Annotated in this window: 2 protein-coding genes; both read right to left on the minus strand. The window is 75.4% G+C overall.

Annotated elements, in window-relative coordinates:
• Positions 1–6,654 (minus strand): type I polyketide synthase (locus ACZ6EM_RS38890; protein WP_465774533.1); only part of this gene is annotated, 6,654 nt, incomplete at its 3' end.
• 103 nt (positions 6,655–6,757) lie between these two features.
• A complete protein-coding gene (locus ACZ6EM_RS38895; protein WP_465774535.1) occupies positions 6,758–18,574 on the minus strand; it encodes an SDR family NAD(P)-dependent oxidoreductase in 11,817 nt (3,938 codons plus the stop codon).
• Between the last annotated feature and the right edge of the window lie 4 nt (positions 18,575–18,578).

Consider the following 18,578-nt stretch of genomic DNA (forward strand, 5'->3'; position numbering starts at 1 on the left):
CGCGTCCGGAACGACGCCGAACGCACGCCACACCTCCGCCAGCGACACCATCACCGACCACAGCACCGGCTGCACCACATCGACCCGCGCCAGCAGCGCCTCCGAACCCAACGCCTCCGCCAACGACCAATCGACATAAGGCGCCAACGCCCGCCCGCACTCCGCCATCCGCCCCGCGAACACCTCCGACCCGGCCAGCAACTCCGCGGCCATCCCCACCCACTGCGAACCCTGACCCGGGAACACCAACACCGAACGGCCGTCGACGGGGCGACCGCCGTCCCACGCTCCCGAGTCCTCGTCGGCCATCCGGCCCAGCAGGGTGTGAAGTTGGTCCCGGTCCCCGACCAGTGCCTTCCGGTACTCGAAGGCGGTGCGCGTGTGCAGGGCGGATCCGATGTCGCGCGGGTCGACCCCGGGGTTGCCGTCCAGGTGGCGGCGCAGCCGGTCGGCCTGCAGGCGCAGTGCCTGCGGGCTCTTCGCCGACAGCAGCCAGGGCACCGCCGGCAGGGGGGTGCGCTCGGCCGGCGGGCCGTCCTCCTCCGGGGGGGTGTGTTCGAGGATGGTGTGGACGTTGGTGCCGCTCAGGCCGAAGGAGGACACTCCGGCCCGGAAGGGGCGGCCGTGAGACGGCCAGGGCTGCTGCTCGGTCGCGAGGGCCAGCGCTCCACGCGTCCAGTCGACGTGGCCGGAGGGCCTGCTGACGTGCAGGGTGCGGGGCACCTGTCCGTGCTGCATGGACAGCACCGTCTTGATGACCCCCGCCACACCCGATGCTGCCTGGGCGTGGCCGAGGTTGGACTTGAGGGAGCCGACCAGCAGGGGCCGTTCGGCGGGCCGGTCCTGGCCGTAGGTGGCCAGCAGGGCCTGCGCCTCGATCGGGTCGCCGAGCACGGTGCCGGTGCCGTGCGCCTCCACCACGTCCACCTCGGACGCCGACAGGCCCGCGTCCGCGAGCGCCGCCCGGATCACCCGCTGCTGCGACGGACCGTTGGGGGCGGAGAGTCCGTTGCTGGCGCCGTCCTGGTTGACGGCGGAGCCGCGTACCACCGCCAGTACCGGGTGTCCGTTGCGGCGGGCGTCCGACAGCCGCTCCAGCAGCAGGACACCGACGCCCTCGCCCATGCCCATGCCGTCCGCGTCGTCCGAGAAGGCCTTGCAGCGGCCGTCCTCGGCGAGTCCCCGTTGCCGGGAGAAGCTGATCAGGGCGCCGGGGGTCGCCATCAGGGCGACGCCGCCGACCAGGGCGAGGGAGCAGTCGCCGCCGCGCAGGGCCCGGCCGGCGTAGTGCATGGCGACGAGTGAGGAGGAGCAGGCCGTGTCGATGGTCACGGCGGGGCCTTCGAGGCCCAGGGTGTAGGCGACCCGGCCGGATACGACGCTGGGTGCGCTGCCGGTGAGCAGGTGGCCGTCTCCTTCCTCCGACTGGGCGACGACGGCCGCGTAGTCGGCGTAGTTGACGCCGGTGAACACTCCGGTGCGGCTGCCGCGCAGGGCGGCCGGGTCGATGGCGGCGCGTTCGATCGCCTCCCAGGTGGTTTCCAGGAGCAGCCGCTGCTGGGGGTCCATGGCCAGGGCCTCGCGCGGCGAGATGCCGAAGAACTCCGCGTCGAACTCGGCGGCGGCGTGCAGGAAGCCGCCGTGCCGGGTGTAGGAGGTGCCGGGGCGGTCGGGGTCGGGGTCGTAGAGGCCCTCCAGGTCCCAGCCGCGGTCGGTGGGGAAGTCCGAGACGGCGTCGCCGCCGTCGGCGAGCAGGCGCCACAGGTCTTCGGGGGTGCCGATGCCGCCGGGGAAGCGGCAGGCCATGGACACGATCGCGATCGGCTCGTCGTCGGGCGCGGGCGGGTGCGCGGCGGTGTCCGGGGCGGCGGGGTCCGGGGCGGTGGCCTGCCGGCCGAGCAGTTCGGCGCGGATCTCCCGGGCGAGCGCGGTGGACGACGGGTGGTCGAAGATCAGCGTGGACGGCAGCCGCAGTCCGGTGGCGGTGTTGAGCCGGTTGCGGAGTTCGACTGCGGTGAGGGAGGCGAAGCCCATGTCCTGGAACGCCATGCCGGGCCGGATCGCGTCCACCGAGGGATGGCCGAGGACGGCTGCCGCGTGGGTGCGGACCAGGTCGAGCAGCAGGCGGTGCTGTTCGGATTCGGCGAGGGCGGCGAGCCGTTGGCGCAGCAGTGCGGCGGCGGGTGCCTCCGTGTCGCCGGTCGCGGCTTCCAGGGCGCGGCGGGCTTCGGGGATGCCGGTGAGCAGCGGGCTGCGGCGGGTGGAGGTGAAGACGGCGGCGAACTGCTCCCAGTCGACGTCGGCGACGGCGAGTACGGTCTCGTCGTCGTCGAGTGCCTGTTGCAGGGCGTGGACCGCGAGGTCGGGGGCGATCCGGGGCAGGCCGTGCTGCTCCAGGTTGAACAGATCGGCGTCCGCTCCGGCGATGCGATCCTGGAAGGGGTTCTCGGCCTGCCAGATGCCCCAGTCGACGGTGGTGGCGGTGAGGCCGCGGGCCCGGCGGTGCTGGGCCAGGGCGTCGAGGTAGGCGTTGGCTGCGGCGTAGGCGCCGTGGTCGCCGCTGCCCCAGACTCCGGCGATCGAGGAGAACAGGACGAAGGCGTCGAGTTCGCGGTCGAGCAGGGCGTCGAGGTGTTCGGCGCCGGCGGCCTTGGCGGCGACGATCTGTTCGAACGCGGACATCGGTGTGCCGTCCAGGGGGGCGAGCGCGACGAACGCGGCCGCGTGGACGACCGCGGTGACCGGGTCGCCCGCCGTGTCCAGGCCGGTGAGCAGTTCCGCCACGGCCCGACGGTCCGCCAGGTCGCAGACGGGCAGGGTCAGTCGTACGCCGAGGGCGGCCAGTTCCGCGGCGAGTTCGGCCGCGCCGGGTGCCTGGGGGCCGCGGCGGCCGGGCAGGACGAGGTGGGTGGCGCCGCTGCGGGCCAGCCAGCGGACGAGGTGCGGGCCGACCGCTCCGGTGCCGCCGGTCAGCAGGACGGTGCCGCGGGGCTTCCAGTGCTTCGTACGGCTGTCGTTCCGGGGGGCGCGCCGGAGGCGGCGGGCCAGCAGGCCGGTGGGGCGCAGGGCGAGCTGGTCCTCGCGGCCGGGGCCGTCCGGGCCGGTGCCGTCCGGGCCGGTGCCGGGGGCCGTCAGGACGGCGGCGAGGCGGGTCCTGGCGCGGGCGTCGAGGTTCGTCGGCAGGTCGATGAGTCCGCCCCAGCGGGCGGACAGTTCCAGCGCGGCCACCAGTCCGGTGCCCCAGACCAGTGCCTGGCGGGGGTGGGTGACCGGGTCGTCCTGGCCCGTGGAAACGGCCCCGGCGGTGGCGCACCACAGGGGTGCGGTGAGGGCGAGGTCACCCAGGGCCTGCACCAGGGCGACGGTGAGTGCCGTCCCGGTGGGCAGGGCCGGGTGGTCGGGGTGGGGCCGGTCGTCGGCGGCCAGCAGCGACAGCACGCCCGTCGGGACGCGGTCGCCGAGGGCGGTGGCGAGCGTGTCCGCGAGGTCCGTGCGGCGAACGGCGTCGGCGGTGAGTTCGGCCGTGACGACGGTGGCGCCCGCTTCGGTGAGGGCGAGCAGCGGGCCGCGTACCTGTGCGTCGTCGTCGTGTCCGGCGGGCAGGACGACGAGCCAGGTGCCGGCGGCGGGGGTGGCGGCCGGCGGGTCGGGCAGGGGCTGCCAGCCGATGCGGTAGCGCCAGGAGTCGATGACGCTCTCGTCGCGCCGCTGTTTGCGCCAGCCTCGCAGGGCGGGCAGGACAGGGGCGAGGGCGTCCTCGTCGACGGCGAGGTGGGCGGCGATCTCGGCCGGGGCGTCGTGGTCGACCATGTGCCAGAAGGCCGTGTCGTGCGGGTCGGCGGCGGCCGGTCCGGTGCCGGGCGCCGCCTCCGGCTCCAGCCAGTAGCGCCGCAGCTGGAAGGGGTATCCGGGCAGGGCGGTCGGGCGGGCGCCGGTGCCGGCGTACACCGCGGACCAGTCGACGGCCGCGCCGGCCACCCAGAGTTCGGCGGCCGAGCGCAGGGCCCGGCGCAGTCCGCCGTCGTCGCGGCGCAGGGTGCCGACGACCACGGGCGGCTCCTCGGCGCCGGTGGCCTCGGCGGTGTCCTGGAGGGCCATGGTCAGCACCGGGTGCGGCGACACCTCGACGAAGACCTCGTGGCCCTGTTCGATCAGGGAGCGGACGGCGGCGTCGAAGCGGACGGTCCCGCGGAGGTTGCGGTACCAGTAGTCGGCGTCCATGACCGTGGTGTCGAGCCGGTCGCCGGTGACGGTGGAGAACAGCGGAATCCGGGCCGGGAGCGGGCGTACGCCGGCCAGCGCGGCCAGCACCTCGGACCTGATCCCTTCGACCTGGGCCGAGTGCGAGGCGTAGTCCACGGGTACGGACCGGGCCCGTACGCCCTGTGCGGCGCAGTGGGCGAGCAGGTCGGCCAGGGCCTGGGTCCCGCCCGAGACCACCACGGCGGCGGGCCCGTTGACGGCGGCCACCGACAGCTTCTCGGCCCAGGGGGCGATCTCGGCGCGGACCCGGTCCTCGGGCAGGGACACCGCGACCATGCCGCCGAGTCCGGCCAGCGCCCGGATGGCCCGGCTGCGCAGGGCGACGACCTTCGCCCCGTCCTCCAGGCTCAGCGCTCCCGCCACCACGGCGGCGGCGATCTCGCCCTGGCTGTGCCCGACCACGGCGTCGGGCCGGACGCCCCAGGACTCCCAGTGCGCGGCCAGTGACACCATCACCGCCCACAGCACCGGCTGCACCACGTCCACCCGTTCCAGGGAGGGTGCCCCGGGCGCGCCCTCCAGGACGGCGGGGAGCCGCCAGTCGACGTGGGCGCGGAGGGCGGTGTCGCAGGCGGCGAGGCGGTCCCGGAACACGGGGCTGGTGGCGAGCAGGTCCCGCGCCATGCCGGCCCACTGGGAGCCCTGGCCGGGGAACACCAGTGCCGTCCGGCCCTCGACGACCCGGCCGGTGCCCGCGACGACGTCGGCGGGCGTGGCCGGGGCGGTGGAGGGGTCCGTGCCCGGCCCGGACAGGGCGGCGAGGCCGTCCAGCAGTGCGAGGCGCCCGTCGCCGATCACCACGGCCCGGTGTTCGAAGGCGGACCGGGTGGTCGCCAGCGAGAGCCCGATGTCGGCCGCCCGTGCGGGCGCGTCCGTGGCGAGCCGGGCGCGCAGCCGGGCCGCCTGGTCCCCGAGCGCGGACGCGGTGCGGCCGGACAGCACCCAGGGCAGCACGGCCCCGGGCGCGCCCGCCCCGGCTGCGGTGTCCGGGCCGTCGGTCGCTGCTTCCGGTCCGTCGGCCTGTTCCGGCTCCGGTGCCTGTTCGAGGACGACGTGCGCATTGGTGCCGCTCATGCCGAACGAGGACACCCCGGCCCGGCGCGGCCGGTCGACGGCGGGCCAGTCGCGGGCCTCGGTGAGGAGTTCGACGGCGCCCGAGGACCAGTCGGCGTGCGGGGTGGGCGCGTCCACGTGCAGGGTGCGGGGCAGGACGCCGTGCCGCAGCGCGAGCACCGTCTTGATGACCCCGGCGACCCCGGCGGCGGCCTGGGTGTGCCCGATGTTCGACTTCAGCGACCCCAGCCACAACGGACGCCCGGCGGGCCGGTCCTGGCCGTAGGTGGCCAGCAGCGCGTCGGCCTCGATCGGGTCGCCGAGGGTGGTCCCGGTGCCGTGTGCCTCCACCGCGTCGACCTCGGCGGCGGTCAGTCCGGCGTCGGCGAGGGCCGCCCGGATGACCCGCTGCTGGGAGGGGCCGTTGGGGGCGGTCAGGCCGTTGCTGGCGCCGTCCTGGTTGACGGCCGAGCCGCGCAGCACGGCCAGCACCGTACGGCCGTTGCGGCGCGCGTCCGACAGCCGCTCCAGCAGCAGCATCCCCACGCCCTCGCCCCAGCCGGTGCCGTCCGCGGCCGCCGCGAACGGCTTGCAGCGGCCGTCGGGGGACATCGCGCCCTGCCGGCTGAACTCGACGAACACCGCCGGCAGCGCCATCACGCTGACCCCGCCGGCGAGCGCGAGCGAGCACTCACCGGCCCGCAGGGCCCGCGCCGCGAGGTGCAGCGCCACCAGCGAGGCCGAACAGGCGGTGTCCACGGTGACGGCCGGGCCTTCGAGACCGAGCGCGTAGGACACCCGCCCGGACATCACGCTCATCGAGTTCCCCGTCATCAGGAACCCCTGGACGGCTTCGGCCGCGCCGGAGCCCAGCGTCGCGTACCCCTGGTCGATGGCCGCGGCATACACCCCGGTACGGCTGCCCCGCAGGGTGAGCGGGTCGATGCCGGCCCGCTCGACGGCTTCCCAGGACGCCATCAGCAGCAGCCGCTGCTGCGGGTCCATCGCGACCGCCTCACGGGGCGAGATGCCGAAGAACTCCGGGTCGAAATCCGCCGCGCCGTCCAGGAACGCCCCTCGCCCGGGGACCGTGCCGCCGGACGGCCAGGCGGTCTCCCAGCCCCGGTCGCCGGGGACCGGCGCGATGGTGTCGCGGCCTTCGGCGAGCAGCTCCCACAGGTCCTCGGGGGTGCGGACGCCGCCGGGGAAGCGGCAGCTCATCGCCACGATCGCGATCGGCTCGCCCGTGCGGGCCTCGGCCTCCCGGAGCCGCTGCCGGGTGTCCCGCAGGTCGATGGTCACCCGGTTGAGGTAGTCGCGCATCCTCTGGTCGCTCACTGGACACCGCTGCTTTCGTCTCGGGCTGCTCGGGTCTCGTCTCGGGCTGCTCGGGCTGCTCGGGGTGCTCGGGGTGCGCGGACGGCGTGGACCGGTGCCCTGGTCATGCGGATCCCAACTGCCGGTCGATGTAGTCGAACACCTCGTCGTCGCTGGCCGTCTCGATCAGGTGGGGGGCCAGGTCGTCCACGTCGCCCGTGGGGCGGGCGGTGGTGGCCGGTGTCCCGCCGGGCAGCGGGCGGGACAACACTTCCCGTATCCGGGCGGCGAGTTCGTCGCTGACGCCGTCCGGCGGCAGGGCGTCGAGCAGGGCCTCCAGGGTGTCGAGCCCGGCCCGGACCGCCGCGTCGCCCGTCGGGCGGGCGGCGGTGGCCCGCTCGGCGAGGTGGCGTGCCAGTGCCTCCGGGGTGGGGTGGTCGAAGACGAGCGCGGCCGGCAGCCGCAGCCCGGTCGAGGACACCAGCCGGTTGCGCAGTTCGACCCCGGTGAGGGAGTCGAAGCCGACGTCCTTGAACGGGCGGGCCGGGCGGATCAGGTTCGGCGAACTGTGGCCGAGCACCGCCGCGGCGTTGCCGCGCACCAGGTCGAGCAGGGTCCGGTACAGCTCGGCCTCGGGCAGCTCGGCGAGCTGCCGCGCCATCGAGCGGGCCGGCGCCGCGGCGGAGGCGGAACCGGTACGGGCGGGGCGGACCAGGCCGCGGAGCACGGCGGGCAGTCGGTCGTCCGCCCGCAGCACGGACGGGGCGATCCTGGCCGCGAGCCGGTAGGCGTACGGGGAGTCCAGTGCCGCGTCGAACAGGGCGAGGCCCTCCGCCGAGGTCAGCGCGCCCGCCCCGGCGCCCCGGCCCGCGGTGACCGCGGCGGTCATCTCGCTGCGCTCCTCCCACAGGCCCCAGCCGATGGACAGGCCGGGCAGCCCCTCGGCCCGGCGTTCGGCGGCGAGGGCGTCGAGGACCGCGTTGGCGGCGGCGTAGTTCGCCTGCCCGGCCGCGCCGAACTGGGCGGCGCCCGAGGAGAACAGGACCAGCGCCGCGAGGTCGAGGCCCCGGGTGAGTTCGTGCAGGGCCAGCGCCGCGTCCGCCTTGGGCCGCAGGACGCGGTCGAGCCGGTCCGGAGTCAGCCCCGCGATCGTGGCGTCGTCCAGGACACCGGCCGCGTGGACGACGGCGGTGAGCGGGTGCGCGGCGGGCACCGACCCGAGCAGGGCGGCGAGCGCGGCGCGGTCGGCGACGTCGCAGGCTGCGACGGTCACCGACGCCCCGAGCCCGGTCAGTTCCCGTACCAGCTCCGGCATGCCGTCGGCGGATCCGCCCCGGCGGCCCGCCAGCAGCAGGTGCCGGGTGCCGTGCGCGACGACCAGGTGCCGGGCCAGGAGCCGTCCCAGGGTGCCGGTGGCCCCGGTGACCAGGACAGTCCCTTCGGGGTCCGGCGGAGCGGGCAGCAGCAGGACGTTCTTGCCGACGCCCCGGGCCTGGCTGAGCGAGCGCAGGGCGGCCGGGGCCTGCCGGACGTCCCAGGCGGTGACGGGCAGAGGACGCAGCACTCCCTGCCGGAACAGGTCCAGGACATCGGCGAGCATCTCGCCGATGCGCTCCGGACCGGCCTCCATCAGGTCGAACGCCCGGTAGCGCACCCCGGGGTGCTGCCGGGCGACCGTCTCGGGGTCGCGGACGTCGGTCTTGCCCATCTCCACGAACCGTCCGCCGTTCGGCAGCAGCCGCAGACCGGCGTCGACGAACTCCCGTGCCAGGCTGTCGAGTACGACGTCGACGCCCCGCCCGCCGGTGGCCGTCAGGAACGTCTCGGCGAAGTCGGTGGTACGGGTCGAGGCGATGTGCGCGGCGTCCAGTCCGCCGGCCCGCAGGACGTCCCACTTGGCGGGGGAGGCGGTCGCGAACACCCGCGCACCGGCGTGCCGGGCGAGTTGCACCGCCGCCATGCCGACACCTCCGGCCGCGGCGTGGACCAGTACCGATTCCCCGCGCCGCAGTCCGCCGAGATCGAACAGACCGTAGTAGGCGGTGAGGAACACCACCGGCACGGATGCGGCACGGGCGAAGGACCAGCCCGCCGGTATCCGGGCGACGGTACGGCGGTCGGCGACGGCGGTCGGGCCGAACGCGCCCCCGAAGATCCCCATCACCCGGTCCCCGGGCACCAGGTCGTCCACACCCGGGCCCACCTCGATGACGGTTCCGGCGCCCTCGCTGCCCAGGCCCTGCTGTTCGGGGTCGGGGTCCAGGCCGAGCGCGGCGATGACGTCGTGGAAGTTCAGCCCGGCGGCGCGCACCGCGATCCGTACCTCCCCCTTGCCCAGCGGGGCGAGGGCCGCCGGAGCGGGCTCCGCCGCGATGTCCTCCAGGGAGCCCCGGCCGTCGGTGGTGAGCCGCCAGGCGGCGCCGTCCGGCAGGGACAGCGTGCCGTCCGGCCGTCCGCCGCGGACCAGCCGCGGCAGCAGCGGCGGGCCGGTCCGCAGCGCCAGCTCGGGTTCCCCGGCGGCGAGCGCCGCAGGCAGGGCGTCCGCCGGCTCGCCGGTCCCGGCCGCGTCGATGAGGACGAAGCGCCCGGGGTGCTCGGCCCGCGCGCTGCGCACCAGGCCCCACAGGGCGGCCTGGGCGGGATCGACGGGACGGTCGACCGGTCCGGTACGGACCGCGTCCCTGGTGAGCAGGGCCAGCCTGGCCGCAGCGAACCGCTCGTCGGCCAGCCACTGCTGCACGAGGGCGAGGCCCTGGTGTGCGGTGGCCCGGACCCGGTCGGCGGGGTGGGGCAGGTCGGCGGTGGCGATGGCCGCCACGATCACCTCGGGCAGGGCGGCGCCCGCTTCGAGGGCGGCCCCCAGGGCGCCGAGGTCCTGCCATGACACCGCCCCGGGGACGGCACCGCCGAGGGCGGCCCAGGTGGGCACGGCGCTGTCGGCCGGGTCGGTGGCCGGGGTCCAGTCGAGGCGGTACAGCAGGTCGGCGTGGGCGGTCGCGGCGAGCGGCCCGCCGGCGGCCGGAGGCCGCAGCAGCAGGGCTTCCACGCCGAGCACCTGCCGTCCGGACAGGTCGTGGGCGTGCAGGGCCACGGTGTCCGGCGTGTCGGTGGCGAGCCGCACGCGCAGCGTGGTGGCCCCGGTGATCCCGCTGGTCACGCCGTTCCAGCTGAAGGGCAGCCGGGCCCGGCCGTCCTGGTCGGGCAGCAGTGCGGCGATCTGGAGGGCCGCGTCCAGCAGCGCGGGGTGCAGCACGCATCCGGCGGCGTCGGCGTGCTGCGGCTCCGGCAGCACCACCTCGGCGAACACCTCGCCGCCGCGGAGCCACGCGGCACGGATGCCGCGGAAGGCGGGGCCGTAGTGGTAGCCGGCCTCGGCGAAGCGCTCGTAGAGGTCGCCGGTGTCCACGGGTTCGGCACCGGACGGCGGCCAGCTCAGCAGACCGGCCGCGGCTCCGGCCGGGTCCCCGGCGGGCCGGGGCGCCAGGGTGCCGGTGGCGTGCTCGGTCCAGGGCGCGTCGGCGTCCCGTGTCGTACGGGCGAACACGCCGAGCCTGCGCCGACCGTCGCCGTCGGGTGCGGCCACCCGGAGCTGCAGGTGGACGGCTCCCTCCTCCGGGAGCACGAGCGCCGATCCGAGGGTGAGTTCCTCGACCACCGGGCAGTCCGCCTCGGCCCCGGCGCGCAGCGCGAGTTCGAGAAACGCCGTGCCGGGGAAGAGGACGACGCCCGACACCGCGTGGTCGGCGAGCCAGGGGTGGGTGCGCAGCGAGATCCGGCCGCTGAGCAGCAGTTCATCGGAGTCCGCGACCTGCGTCGCCGCACCGAGCAGCGGGTGCCCGGTCGTGGCGAGACCCGCCGAGGCGACGTCCCAGCTCGTGGTCGGAACGTCGAGCCAGTAGCGGCTGCGCTGGAAGGCGTAGGTCGGCAGCTCGACACGCCGCGCCCCCGGGAACGCACCCGACCAGTCCACCCCCAGCCCGCGCTCCCACGCACGGCCCACCGCACGCAGCACCTGGGCCAGGCCGCCCTCCCCGCGACGCAGCGTCCCCAGCACCGCGGCATCCGTACCCGCGGCCTCCACCGACTCCCCCACCGCAACCGACAGCACCGCGTGCGGGCTGGACTCCACGAAGAACCGGAAGCCCTCCCCCAACAACGTCTCCGTGGCCTGCCCGAACTCGACGGTCTCCCGGAGATTGCGGTACCAGTACTCCGCGTCCAAAGCCTTCGTGTCCAGCCAACCACCCGTCACCGTCGAGAAGAACGGCACCGGACCCGAGACAGGAACGATGCCGGCCAGATCGGAGAGCAACCGCTCACGGATCTCCTCCACATGCGCGGAATGCGACGCGTAGTCGACCTCGATCAGACGCGCCCGCACCCCCTCCCCGACCAAGGCCTCGACCAGTGCCGCCACCGCGTCGGCGTCGCCCGACACCACCGTCGACGACGGGCCGTTCACCGCCGCCACCGAGAGCCGGCCCGCCCACGGGGCGATGCGCTCCCGCACCGCGTCCACCGGCAGAGGAAGCGACGCCATCCCGCCACGCCCCGCCAACGCCCCCACCGCACGGGAACGCAACGCGACCACCCGGGCCCCGTCCTCCAGACTCAGACCGCCCGCCACACAAGCCGCGGCGATCTCGCCCTGGGAGTGGCCCACCACAGCGTCCGGAACGACGCCGAACGAACTCCACACCTCCGCCAGTGAAACCATCACGGCCCACAACACCGGCTGCACCACATCGACCCGCGCCAGCAGAGCCTCCGAACCCAACGCCTCCGTCAACGACCAGTCGACGTAAGGCGCCAACGCCCGCCCGCACTCCGCCATCCGTTCCGCGAACACCTCCGACCCGGCCAGCAACTCCGCGGCCATCCCCACCCACTGCGAACCCTGACCCGGGAACACCGACACCACCCGACCGGAAACCAACCCGCCGCCGGACACCGCGGCACCCTGTGACAGCGCGGCCAGGTGCTCGGCGAGGTTCTCCTCCGTGCCCACCAGCACCGCGCGGTGTCCCAGCGCGCTGCGGCCCGTGGCCAGGGAGAAGGCCACGTCCGCGGTGCGGACGCCCGACCCGTCTCCGATCCGGGCCGACAGCGCCGCCGCCTGGGCGCACAGCGCCTCCGGAGTGCGCGCCGAGAGGAGCAAGGGGACGACGGCGGGTACGGTCCCCGGTGTCCCGGACCCGTCGACGAGCCCGTCTGCGGGGGCTGTCGGGTCGGTCGGGGCCTGTTCGAGGATGACGTGGGCGTTGGTGCCGCTGACGCCGAAGGAGGACACCCCCGCCCGGCGCGGACGGCCCGTGTCGTCCCACGCACGGGCCTCCGTCAGCAGCCGGCCGGCGCCCGCCGACCAGTCCACCTCGGGCGTCGGACCGTCCACGTGCAGCGTCTTGGGCATCACGCCGTGCCGCAGCGCCAGCACCGACTTGATGACCCCCGCCACACCGGCGGCAGCCGAGGCGTGTCCGATGTTGGACTTCAGCGAGCCGATCCATACCGGCCGGTCCGCGGGCCGGTCCTGCCCGTACGTGGCCAGCAGCGCCTGCGCCTCGATCGGGTCGCCCAACCGCGTCCCCGTACCGTGCGCCTCCACCACGTCCACCTCGGACGCCGTCAGCCCCGCGTCCGCCAACGCCGCACGGATCACCCGCTGCTGCGACGGACCGTTCGGCGCCGTCAGACCGTTGCTCGCACCGTCCTGATTCACCGCCGAACCACGGATCACCGCCAGCACCGGATGCCCGTTGCGCCGCGCATCCGACAACCGCTCCACCAGCAGCATGCCCGTGCCTTCGCCGAAGGCGGTACCGTCGGCCGCCGCGGCGAAGGACTTGCAGCGGCCGTCCGGAGCGAGTCCGCCCTGCCGGCTGAACTCGACGAACAGTTCGGGGCTGCACATCACGTTGACGCCGCCGGCCAGGGCCAGCGAGCACTCGCCGGAGCGCAGCGCCCGGACCGCGAGGTGCAGGGCCACCAGCGAGGACGAGCACGCCGTGTCCACGGTGACCGCGGGGCCTTCCAGGCCGAAGAAGTAGGCCAGGCGACCGGAGACGACGCTTCCCGAGTTGCCGGTGCCGAGGAATCCCTCGACGTCCTCGGGGATGTAGGGCAGCAGCCGGGCCGCGTAGTCCTGCTGCATCAGGCCGACGTACGTGCCGACCGGGGCGCCGCGCAGGGTGGACGGGTCGATGGCCGCGCGCTCGAAGAGTTCCCAGGTGGTTTCCAGGAGCAGCCGCTGCTGCGGGTCCATGGCCGCCGCCTCGCGCGGCGAGATGCCGAAGAACTCCGCGTCGAACTCGGCCGCGTCGTGGAGGAAGCCGCCGTCGCGGGTGACGGAGGTGCCGATGCGGTCGGGATCGGGGTCGTAGAGCGTGTCGAGGCTCCAGCCCCGGTCGGTGGGGAACCCGGAGATGCCGTCGCGGCCCTCGGCCAGCATCCGCCACAGGTCCTCGGGTGAGCGGACATCGCCGGGGAGGCGGCAGGCCGCGGAGACGATCGCGATCCGGTCGTCGTCCGCGTCCCGGTTCCGGTCGGCCGGCCCTGCGGGTACGGAGGGCATGACGGCCCTGGCCGCTTCCGTGTCCGTGAGTCCGGCGCCCAAGAAGTCCGCGAGCGCGGCCGGGGTCGGGTGGTCGAACACCAGGCTGGCGGGAAGCCGCAGGCCGGTGGCGGCGTTCAGGCGGTTGCGCAGTTCCACCGCGGCCAGTGAGTCGAAGCCCAGTTCGCGGAAGGCCCGTCCGGGGTCGAGGGTGTCCGGGGAGGCATGGCCGAGGACCGCAGCCGCGTGGGTGCGGACGAGTTCGACGAGCAGCCGGGTCCGTCCGGTGCCGTCGAGGGCCGCCAGGCGCCGGCGCAGGGCGTTGTCGTCGGCCGTCGCCTGCGCGGCCGTGGCCGCCCGGCGCGGCGGTGTGCGCACCAGGCCGCGCAGCAGCGGCGGCAGAGTGCCCTCCGCCGCCGCTGACCGCAGGGCCGCGGTGTCGAGGCGCATCGGGACCAGGGCGGCCCGGTCCACGGTGAGGGCGGTGTCGAAGAGCGCGAGTCCCCGCTCGGTGGAGAGCGGCGGCATCCCGGACCGGGCGAGGCGTCGTACGTCGTCCTCGTCCAGGTGTCCGGTGAGGGCGCTGGCCTGCTCCCACAGGGTCCAGGCCAGGGCCTGGCCGGCCAGGCCCGCCGTCCGACGCTGGACGGCCAGGGCGTCGAGGAAGGCGTTGGCGGCGGCGTAGTTGGCCTGTCCGGGGCCGCCGAAGGTGCCCGCGGCCGAGGAGAACAGCACGAAGTGCGTCAGATCGAGGTCGCGGGTCAGTTCGTGCAGGTGGAGGGCGGCGTCGACCTTGGGGCGCAGCACGGCGTCCACCCGTTCGGGGGTGAGTGCGGTGACGACGCCGTCGTCGAGGGTGCCCGCGGTATGGACCACGGCGGTCAGCGGGTGCGCGGGCGGCAGGTCCGCGATGACGGCGGCCAGGGCGACCCGGTCGGCGGCGTCGCAGGCGACGATGGCGGTCTCGGCTCCCAGCGCGGCGAGTTCGGCCCGCAGTTCGTCGGCTCCGGCGGCGGCCGGGCCGCCGCGGGAGAGCAGGAGCAGGTGCCGGACGCCGTGCCCGGTGACCAGACGGCGGGCGACGTGGGAGCCGAGCAGGCCGGTGCCGCCGGTGATGAGGACCGTGCCGTCCGGGTCGAAGGCCCGGAGGGGCCCTGCCGCGTCGTCCGCGAGGTCCGGGTCGTTCCTGAGGACCCGGGCCAGCCGGGGTACGCGGACGTCGTCGCCGCGGACCGCGGACTGCGGTTCTCCCGAGGCGAGGGCCGCGGCGACGCCTGCGGAGGTGCCGTGCTCGTCGTCGGCGTCGAGGTCGAGCAGGGCGAAGCGCCCGGGGTGTTCGGACCGGGCCGAACGGACCAGGCCCCAGAGTGCGCTGTGCGCGGGGTTGCGTACGTCCTCCCCCTCCCCGGCGCTGACCGCACCCCGGGTGGCGAACACCAGGCGAGAGCCGGCGAAGCGGTCGTCGGCGAGCCAGGTCCGGACGTCGCTGAGGGCCTGGTGGACGACCGCGCGGACCGCCGCGGCCGGTCCGGCCGCGGCCGGGGGCTCCGCGCAGGCAAGCAGGACCGTGTCGGGCACCGGGGCTCCGGCGTCGACGGCGGCCCGCAGCGCGGCCAGGTCCGCGGTGCGGTGAACGGGTGCACCGCTGCCGCGCGGGGGTGTGGTGACCCACTCCGTCGCATAGAGGTCCTGGTGGCGGCGGCCGTGGGGGGCGCGGTCGGCGCCGAGACCGACGGTGCCCGCGGGCCGCAGGACCAGTGCGTCCACGGTCGCCACGGGGGCGCCGGTCGCGTCGGCGACGGCGAGCGTCACCGCGTCGGGCCCGGCCGGGGCGAGCCGGACGCGGATCGCGCCGGCGCCGGTGGCGTGCAGGGTCACGCCGTTCCAGGAGAACGGCAGCCGTCCCTCGGGGTGGGCTTCCGCGCCGGGGGTGCCGGGCACACCGGTGGCGTGCAGGGCCGCGTCCAGCAGGGCCGGGTGGAGGCCGAAGCGGGCGGCATCGGGTGCGGGCCCAGCGGGCACGACGGCCTCGGCGAACAGCTCGTCGCCGCGCCGCCAGACCGCGTTCAGGCCCTGGAAGGCGGGACCGTAGGCGAATCCGCCCGCCGCGAAGCGGTCGTACAGTCCGTCGAGGGCGAGGGGTTCGGCGCCGGGCGGCGGCCAGGGCATCGGCCCGTCGGCCTCGGCGCCTTCCGCGCCGTCCTGGGCCAGGACGCCTTCGGCGTGCCTGGTCCACTCGTCGCCGTCGGGGTCACCGTCGACGGGTGTGTCCGGCCGGGAGTGCAGGCTGAGCGGGCGGTGGCCCAGGGAGTCGGGGGCGCCCACGGTGAGGCGCAGCACGGTGCCGCCGTGTTCGGGCAGCACCAGGGGGGCCTCAAGGGTGAATTCCTCGACCCGGGGGCAGCCGACGCGGGCTCCGGCCTGGAGCGCGAGTTCCAGGAAGGCGGTGCCCGGGAGCAGTGCCCGGCCGCCGACGGCGTGGTCGGCGAGCCACGGGTGGGTGCGGGCCGACAGGCGGCCGGTGAGGAGCAGGCCGTCGCTGTCCGCGAGGACCACGACGGCGCCCAGCAGCGGATGGTCCGCGGGGGTCAGCCCGGCGGAGGCGACGTCGCCGACGGGCGCGGCGCCGTCCTCCAGCCAGTACGGGTCGCGTTGGAAGGCGTAGGTGGGCAGTTCCACCCGTCCGGGGCGGCGGTCGGCGAAGACGGTGTCCCAGTCCGGGGAGACTCCGCGCAGGTGGAGTTCGGCCAGGGACTCGGTGAACCGGCGCGGGCCGCCGTCGTCGCGGCGCAGGGTGCCCACAGCGGTGGCGTCGGCGCCCGCGTCCTCGGCGGTCTCCAGGACACCGACGGTGAGGACGGGGTGCGGGCTGCTTTCCAGGAGGACCTGGTAGCCGTCGGCGAGCAGGGCGCGGGTCGCCTGTTCGAAGCGGACGGTCCCGCGGAGGTTGCGGTACCAGTAGTCGGCGTCCAGGGCGGTGGTGTCCTCCAGCAGGCCGCCGCTGAGGGTGGAGTAGAAGGGGACGGCGGACGGGCGGGGGGTCAGTCCGTCGAGCCGGGCGAGCACTTCGGTGCGGATGTCCTCGACGTGGGCGCTGTGCGAGGCGTAGTCGACGGGGATGCGCCGGCTGCGGATGTCCAGGGCCGTCGTCCGGTCGAGGAACGCGTCGAGCGCGTCGGTGTCGCCGGAGACCACGGTGGAGGCGGGTCCGTTGACGGCGGCGACGGAGAGCCGGCCGTCCCAGGGTGCGAGGTGTTCGGAGACCTGTTCGGCGGGCAGGGCCACCGAGGCCATGCCGCCGCGGCCGGACAGGGCGCGGATGGCGCGGCTGCGCAGGGAGACGACCTTCGCCCCGTCCTCCAGGCTCAGCGCTCCCGCCACCACGGCGGCGGCGATCTCGCCCTGGGAGTGGCCGATGACCGCGCCGGGGGTGATGCCGTGGGAGCGCCACAGTTCGGCCAGGGAGACCATGACGGCCCACAGCACCGGCTGCACCACGTCGACGCGTTCGGCCGGCGGGGTGCCGGGGGCGCCGCGCAGGACGGCTTCCAGGGACCAGTCGACGAAGGGGGCCAGGGCACGCTCGCAGTCCGCGATGCGGGCGGCGAAGGCGGGGGCGGAGTCGAGGAGTTCGACGGCCATGCCGGCCCATTGGGATCCCTGTCCGGGGAACACCAGGGCGACTTCGCCGCCGGTTCCGGCGGTGCCGAGGACCAGGCCGGGGGCGGTCCGGTCGGCCACCAGGGCGTCGAGGCCGGCCCGGAACTCGTCGGGGTGGGCGCCGATCAGGACCGCCCGGTGCTCGTGCGCGGCGCGGGTCGTCGCGAGGGCGTGGCCGACCTCGGCGGGGCCGGGTCCGGGGTGGGCGTCGAGGTGGTCGCGGAGCCGTGCGGCCTGGGCGCGCAGCGCTTCGGCGGTGCGTCCGGAGAGCACCCAGGGGAGGACGGCGGGGGCGGCGGGTTCGTGGGCCTGTTCCAGGACGGGTTCGTCCGCCTGTTCCAGGACGGGTTCGTCCGCCTGTTCCAGGACGACGTGTCCGTTGGTGCCGCTGACGCCGAAGGAGGACACCGCGGCCCGGCGCGGCCGTCCGGTCTCGGGCCAGGGGGTGTTCGCGGTGACCAGGCGTACCGCGCCCGCGGTCCAGTCGATCTGCGGGGACGGGTCCTGCGCGTGCAGGGTGGGCGGGACGGTACCGTGCCGCATGGCGAGGACGGTCTTGATGACGCCGCCGACGCCGGCCGCCGCCTGGGTGTGCCCGATGTTGGACTTCAGCGAGCCGAGCAGCAGCGGCTGCCCGTCCGCGCGGTCCTGCCCGTAGGTGGCCAGCAGGGCCTGGGCCTCGATCGGGTCGCCCAGCGGGGTGCCGGTGCCGTGCGCCTCGACGACGTCCACGTCGGCGGGGGTGAGTCCGGCGTTGGCCAGGGCGTGGCGGATGACGCGTTGCTGGGCGGGGCCGTTGGGGGCGGTGAGCCTGCTGCTGGCGCCGTCCTGGTTGACGGCGGTGCCGCGGATCAGGGCGAGGACCGGGTGGCCGTTGCGCCGGGCGTCCGAGAGGCGCTCCAGCAGGAGCATGCCGACGCCCTCGCCCCAGCTGGTACCGTCGGCGGCGGCGGCGAAGGACTTGCAGCGGCCGTCCCGGGCCAGGCCGCCCTGGCGGCTCATCTCCACGAACGGAACGGGTGTCGACATGACCATCGCGCCCCCGGCCAGGGCCAGGGTGCAGTCGCCGGCCCGCAGGGCTTGGGCGGCGAGGTGGATGGCGACCAGCGAGGAGGAGCAGGCGGTGTCGATGCTGACCGCCGGGCCCTCCAGACCGAAGGTGTAGGCGACGCGGCCCGAGGCGACGCTGTCGGAGCCGCCGCTGCCGACGTAGCCGGCCACGTCGTCGGGGACGTGGCGCAGCCGTACCGCGTAGTCCTGGTACATCACCCCGGCGAAGACGCCGGTCCTGCTGCCCCGCAGGGTCGCGGGGTCGATACCGGCCCGTTCGAACGCCTCCCAGGTGGTCTCCAGGAGGAGCCGCTGCTGTGGGTCCATCGCGAGCGCTTCGCGCGGGGAGATCCCGAAGAATCCGGGGTCGAAGTGCCCGACGTCGTCGAGGAATCCGCCCAGGGCGGTGTGGCTGGTGCCCTCGCGCAGTTGTTCCGGATCGTCCAGGTGGTCCAGGTCCCAGCCCCGGTCGCGGGGGAAGCCGGTGATGGCATCGGTGCCGTCGGTGACCAGGCGCCACAGGTCCTCGGGGGACCGTACGCCGCCGGGGTAGCGGCAGCTCATCGCTACGACCGCGATCGGTTCGCGGCCCGCTTCCTCGGCCTCGGTCAGGCGCCGGCGGGTGTGGTGCAGGTCCGCCGTCACGCGCTTGAGGTAGTCCCTCAGCTTGTCGTCGTTCACCATC

It is taken from the genome of Kitasatospora sp. NPDC041917 (genome assembly GCF_055589745.1).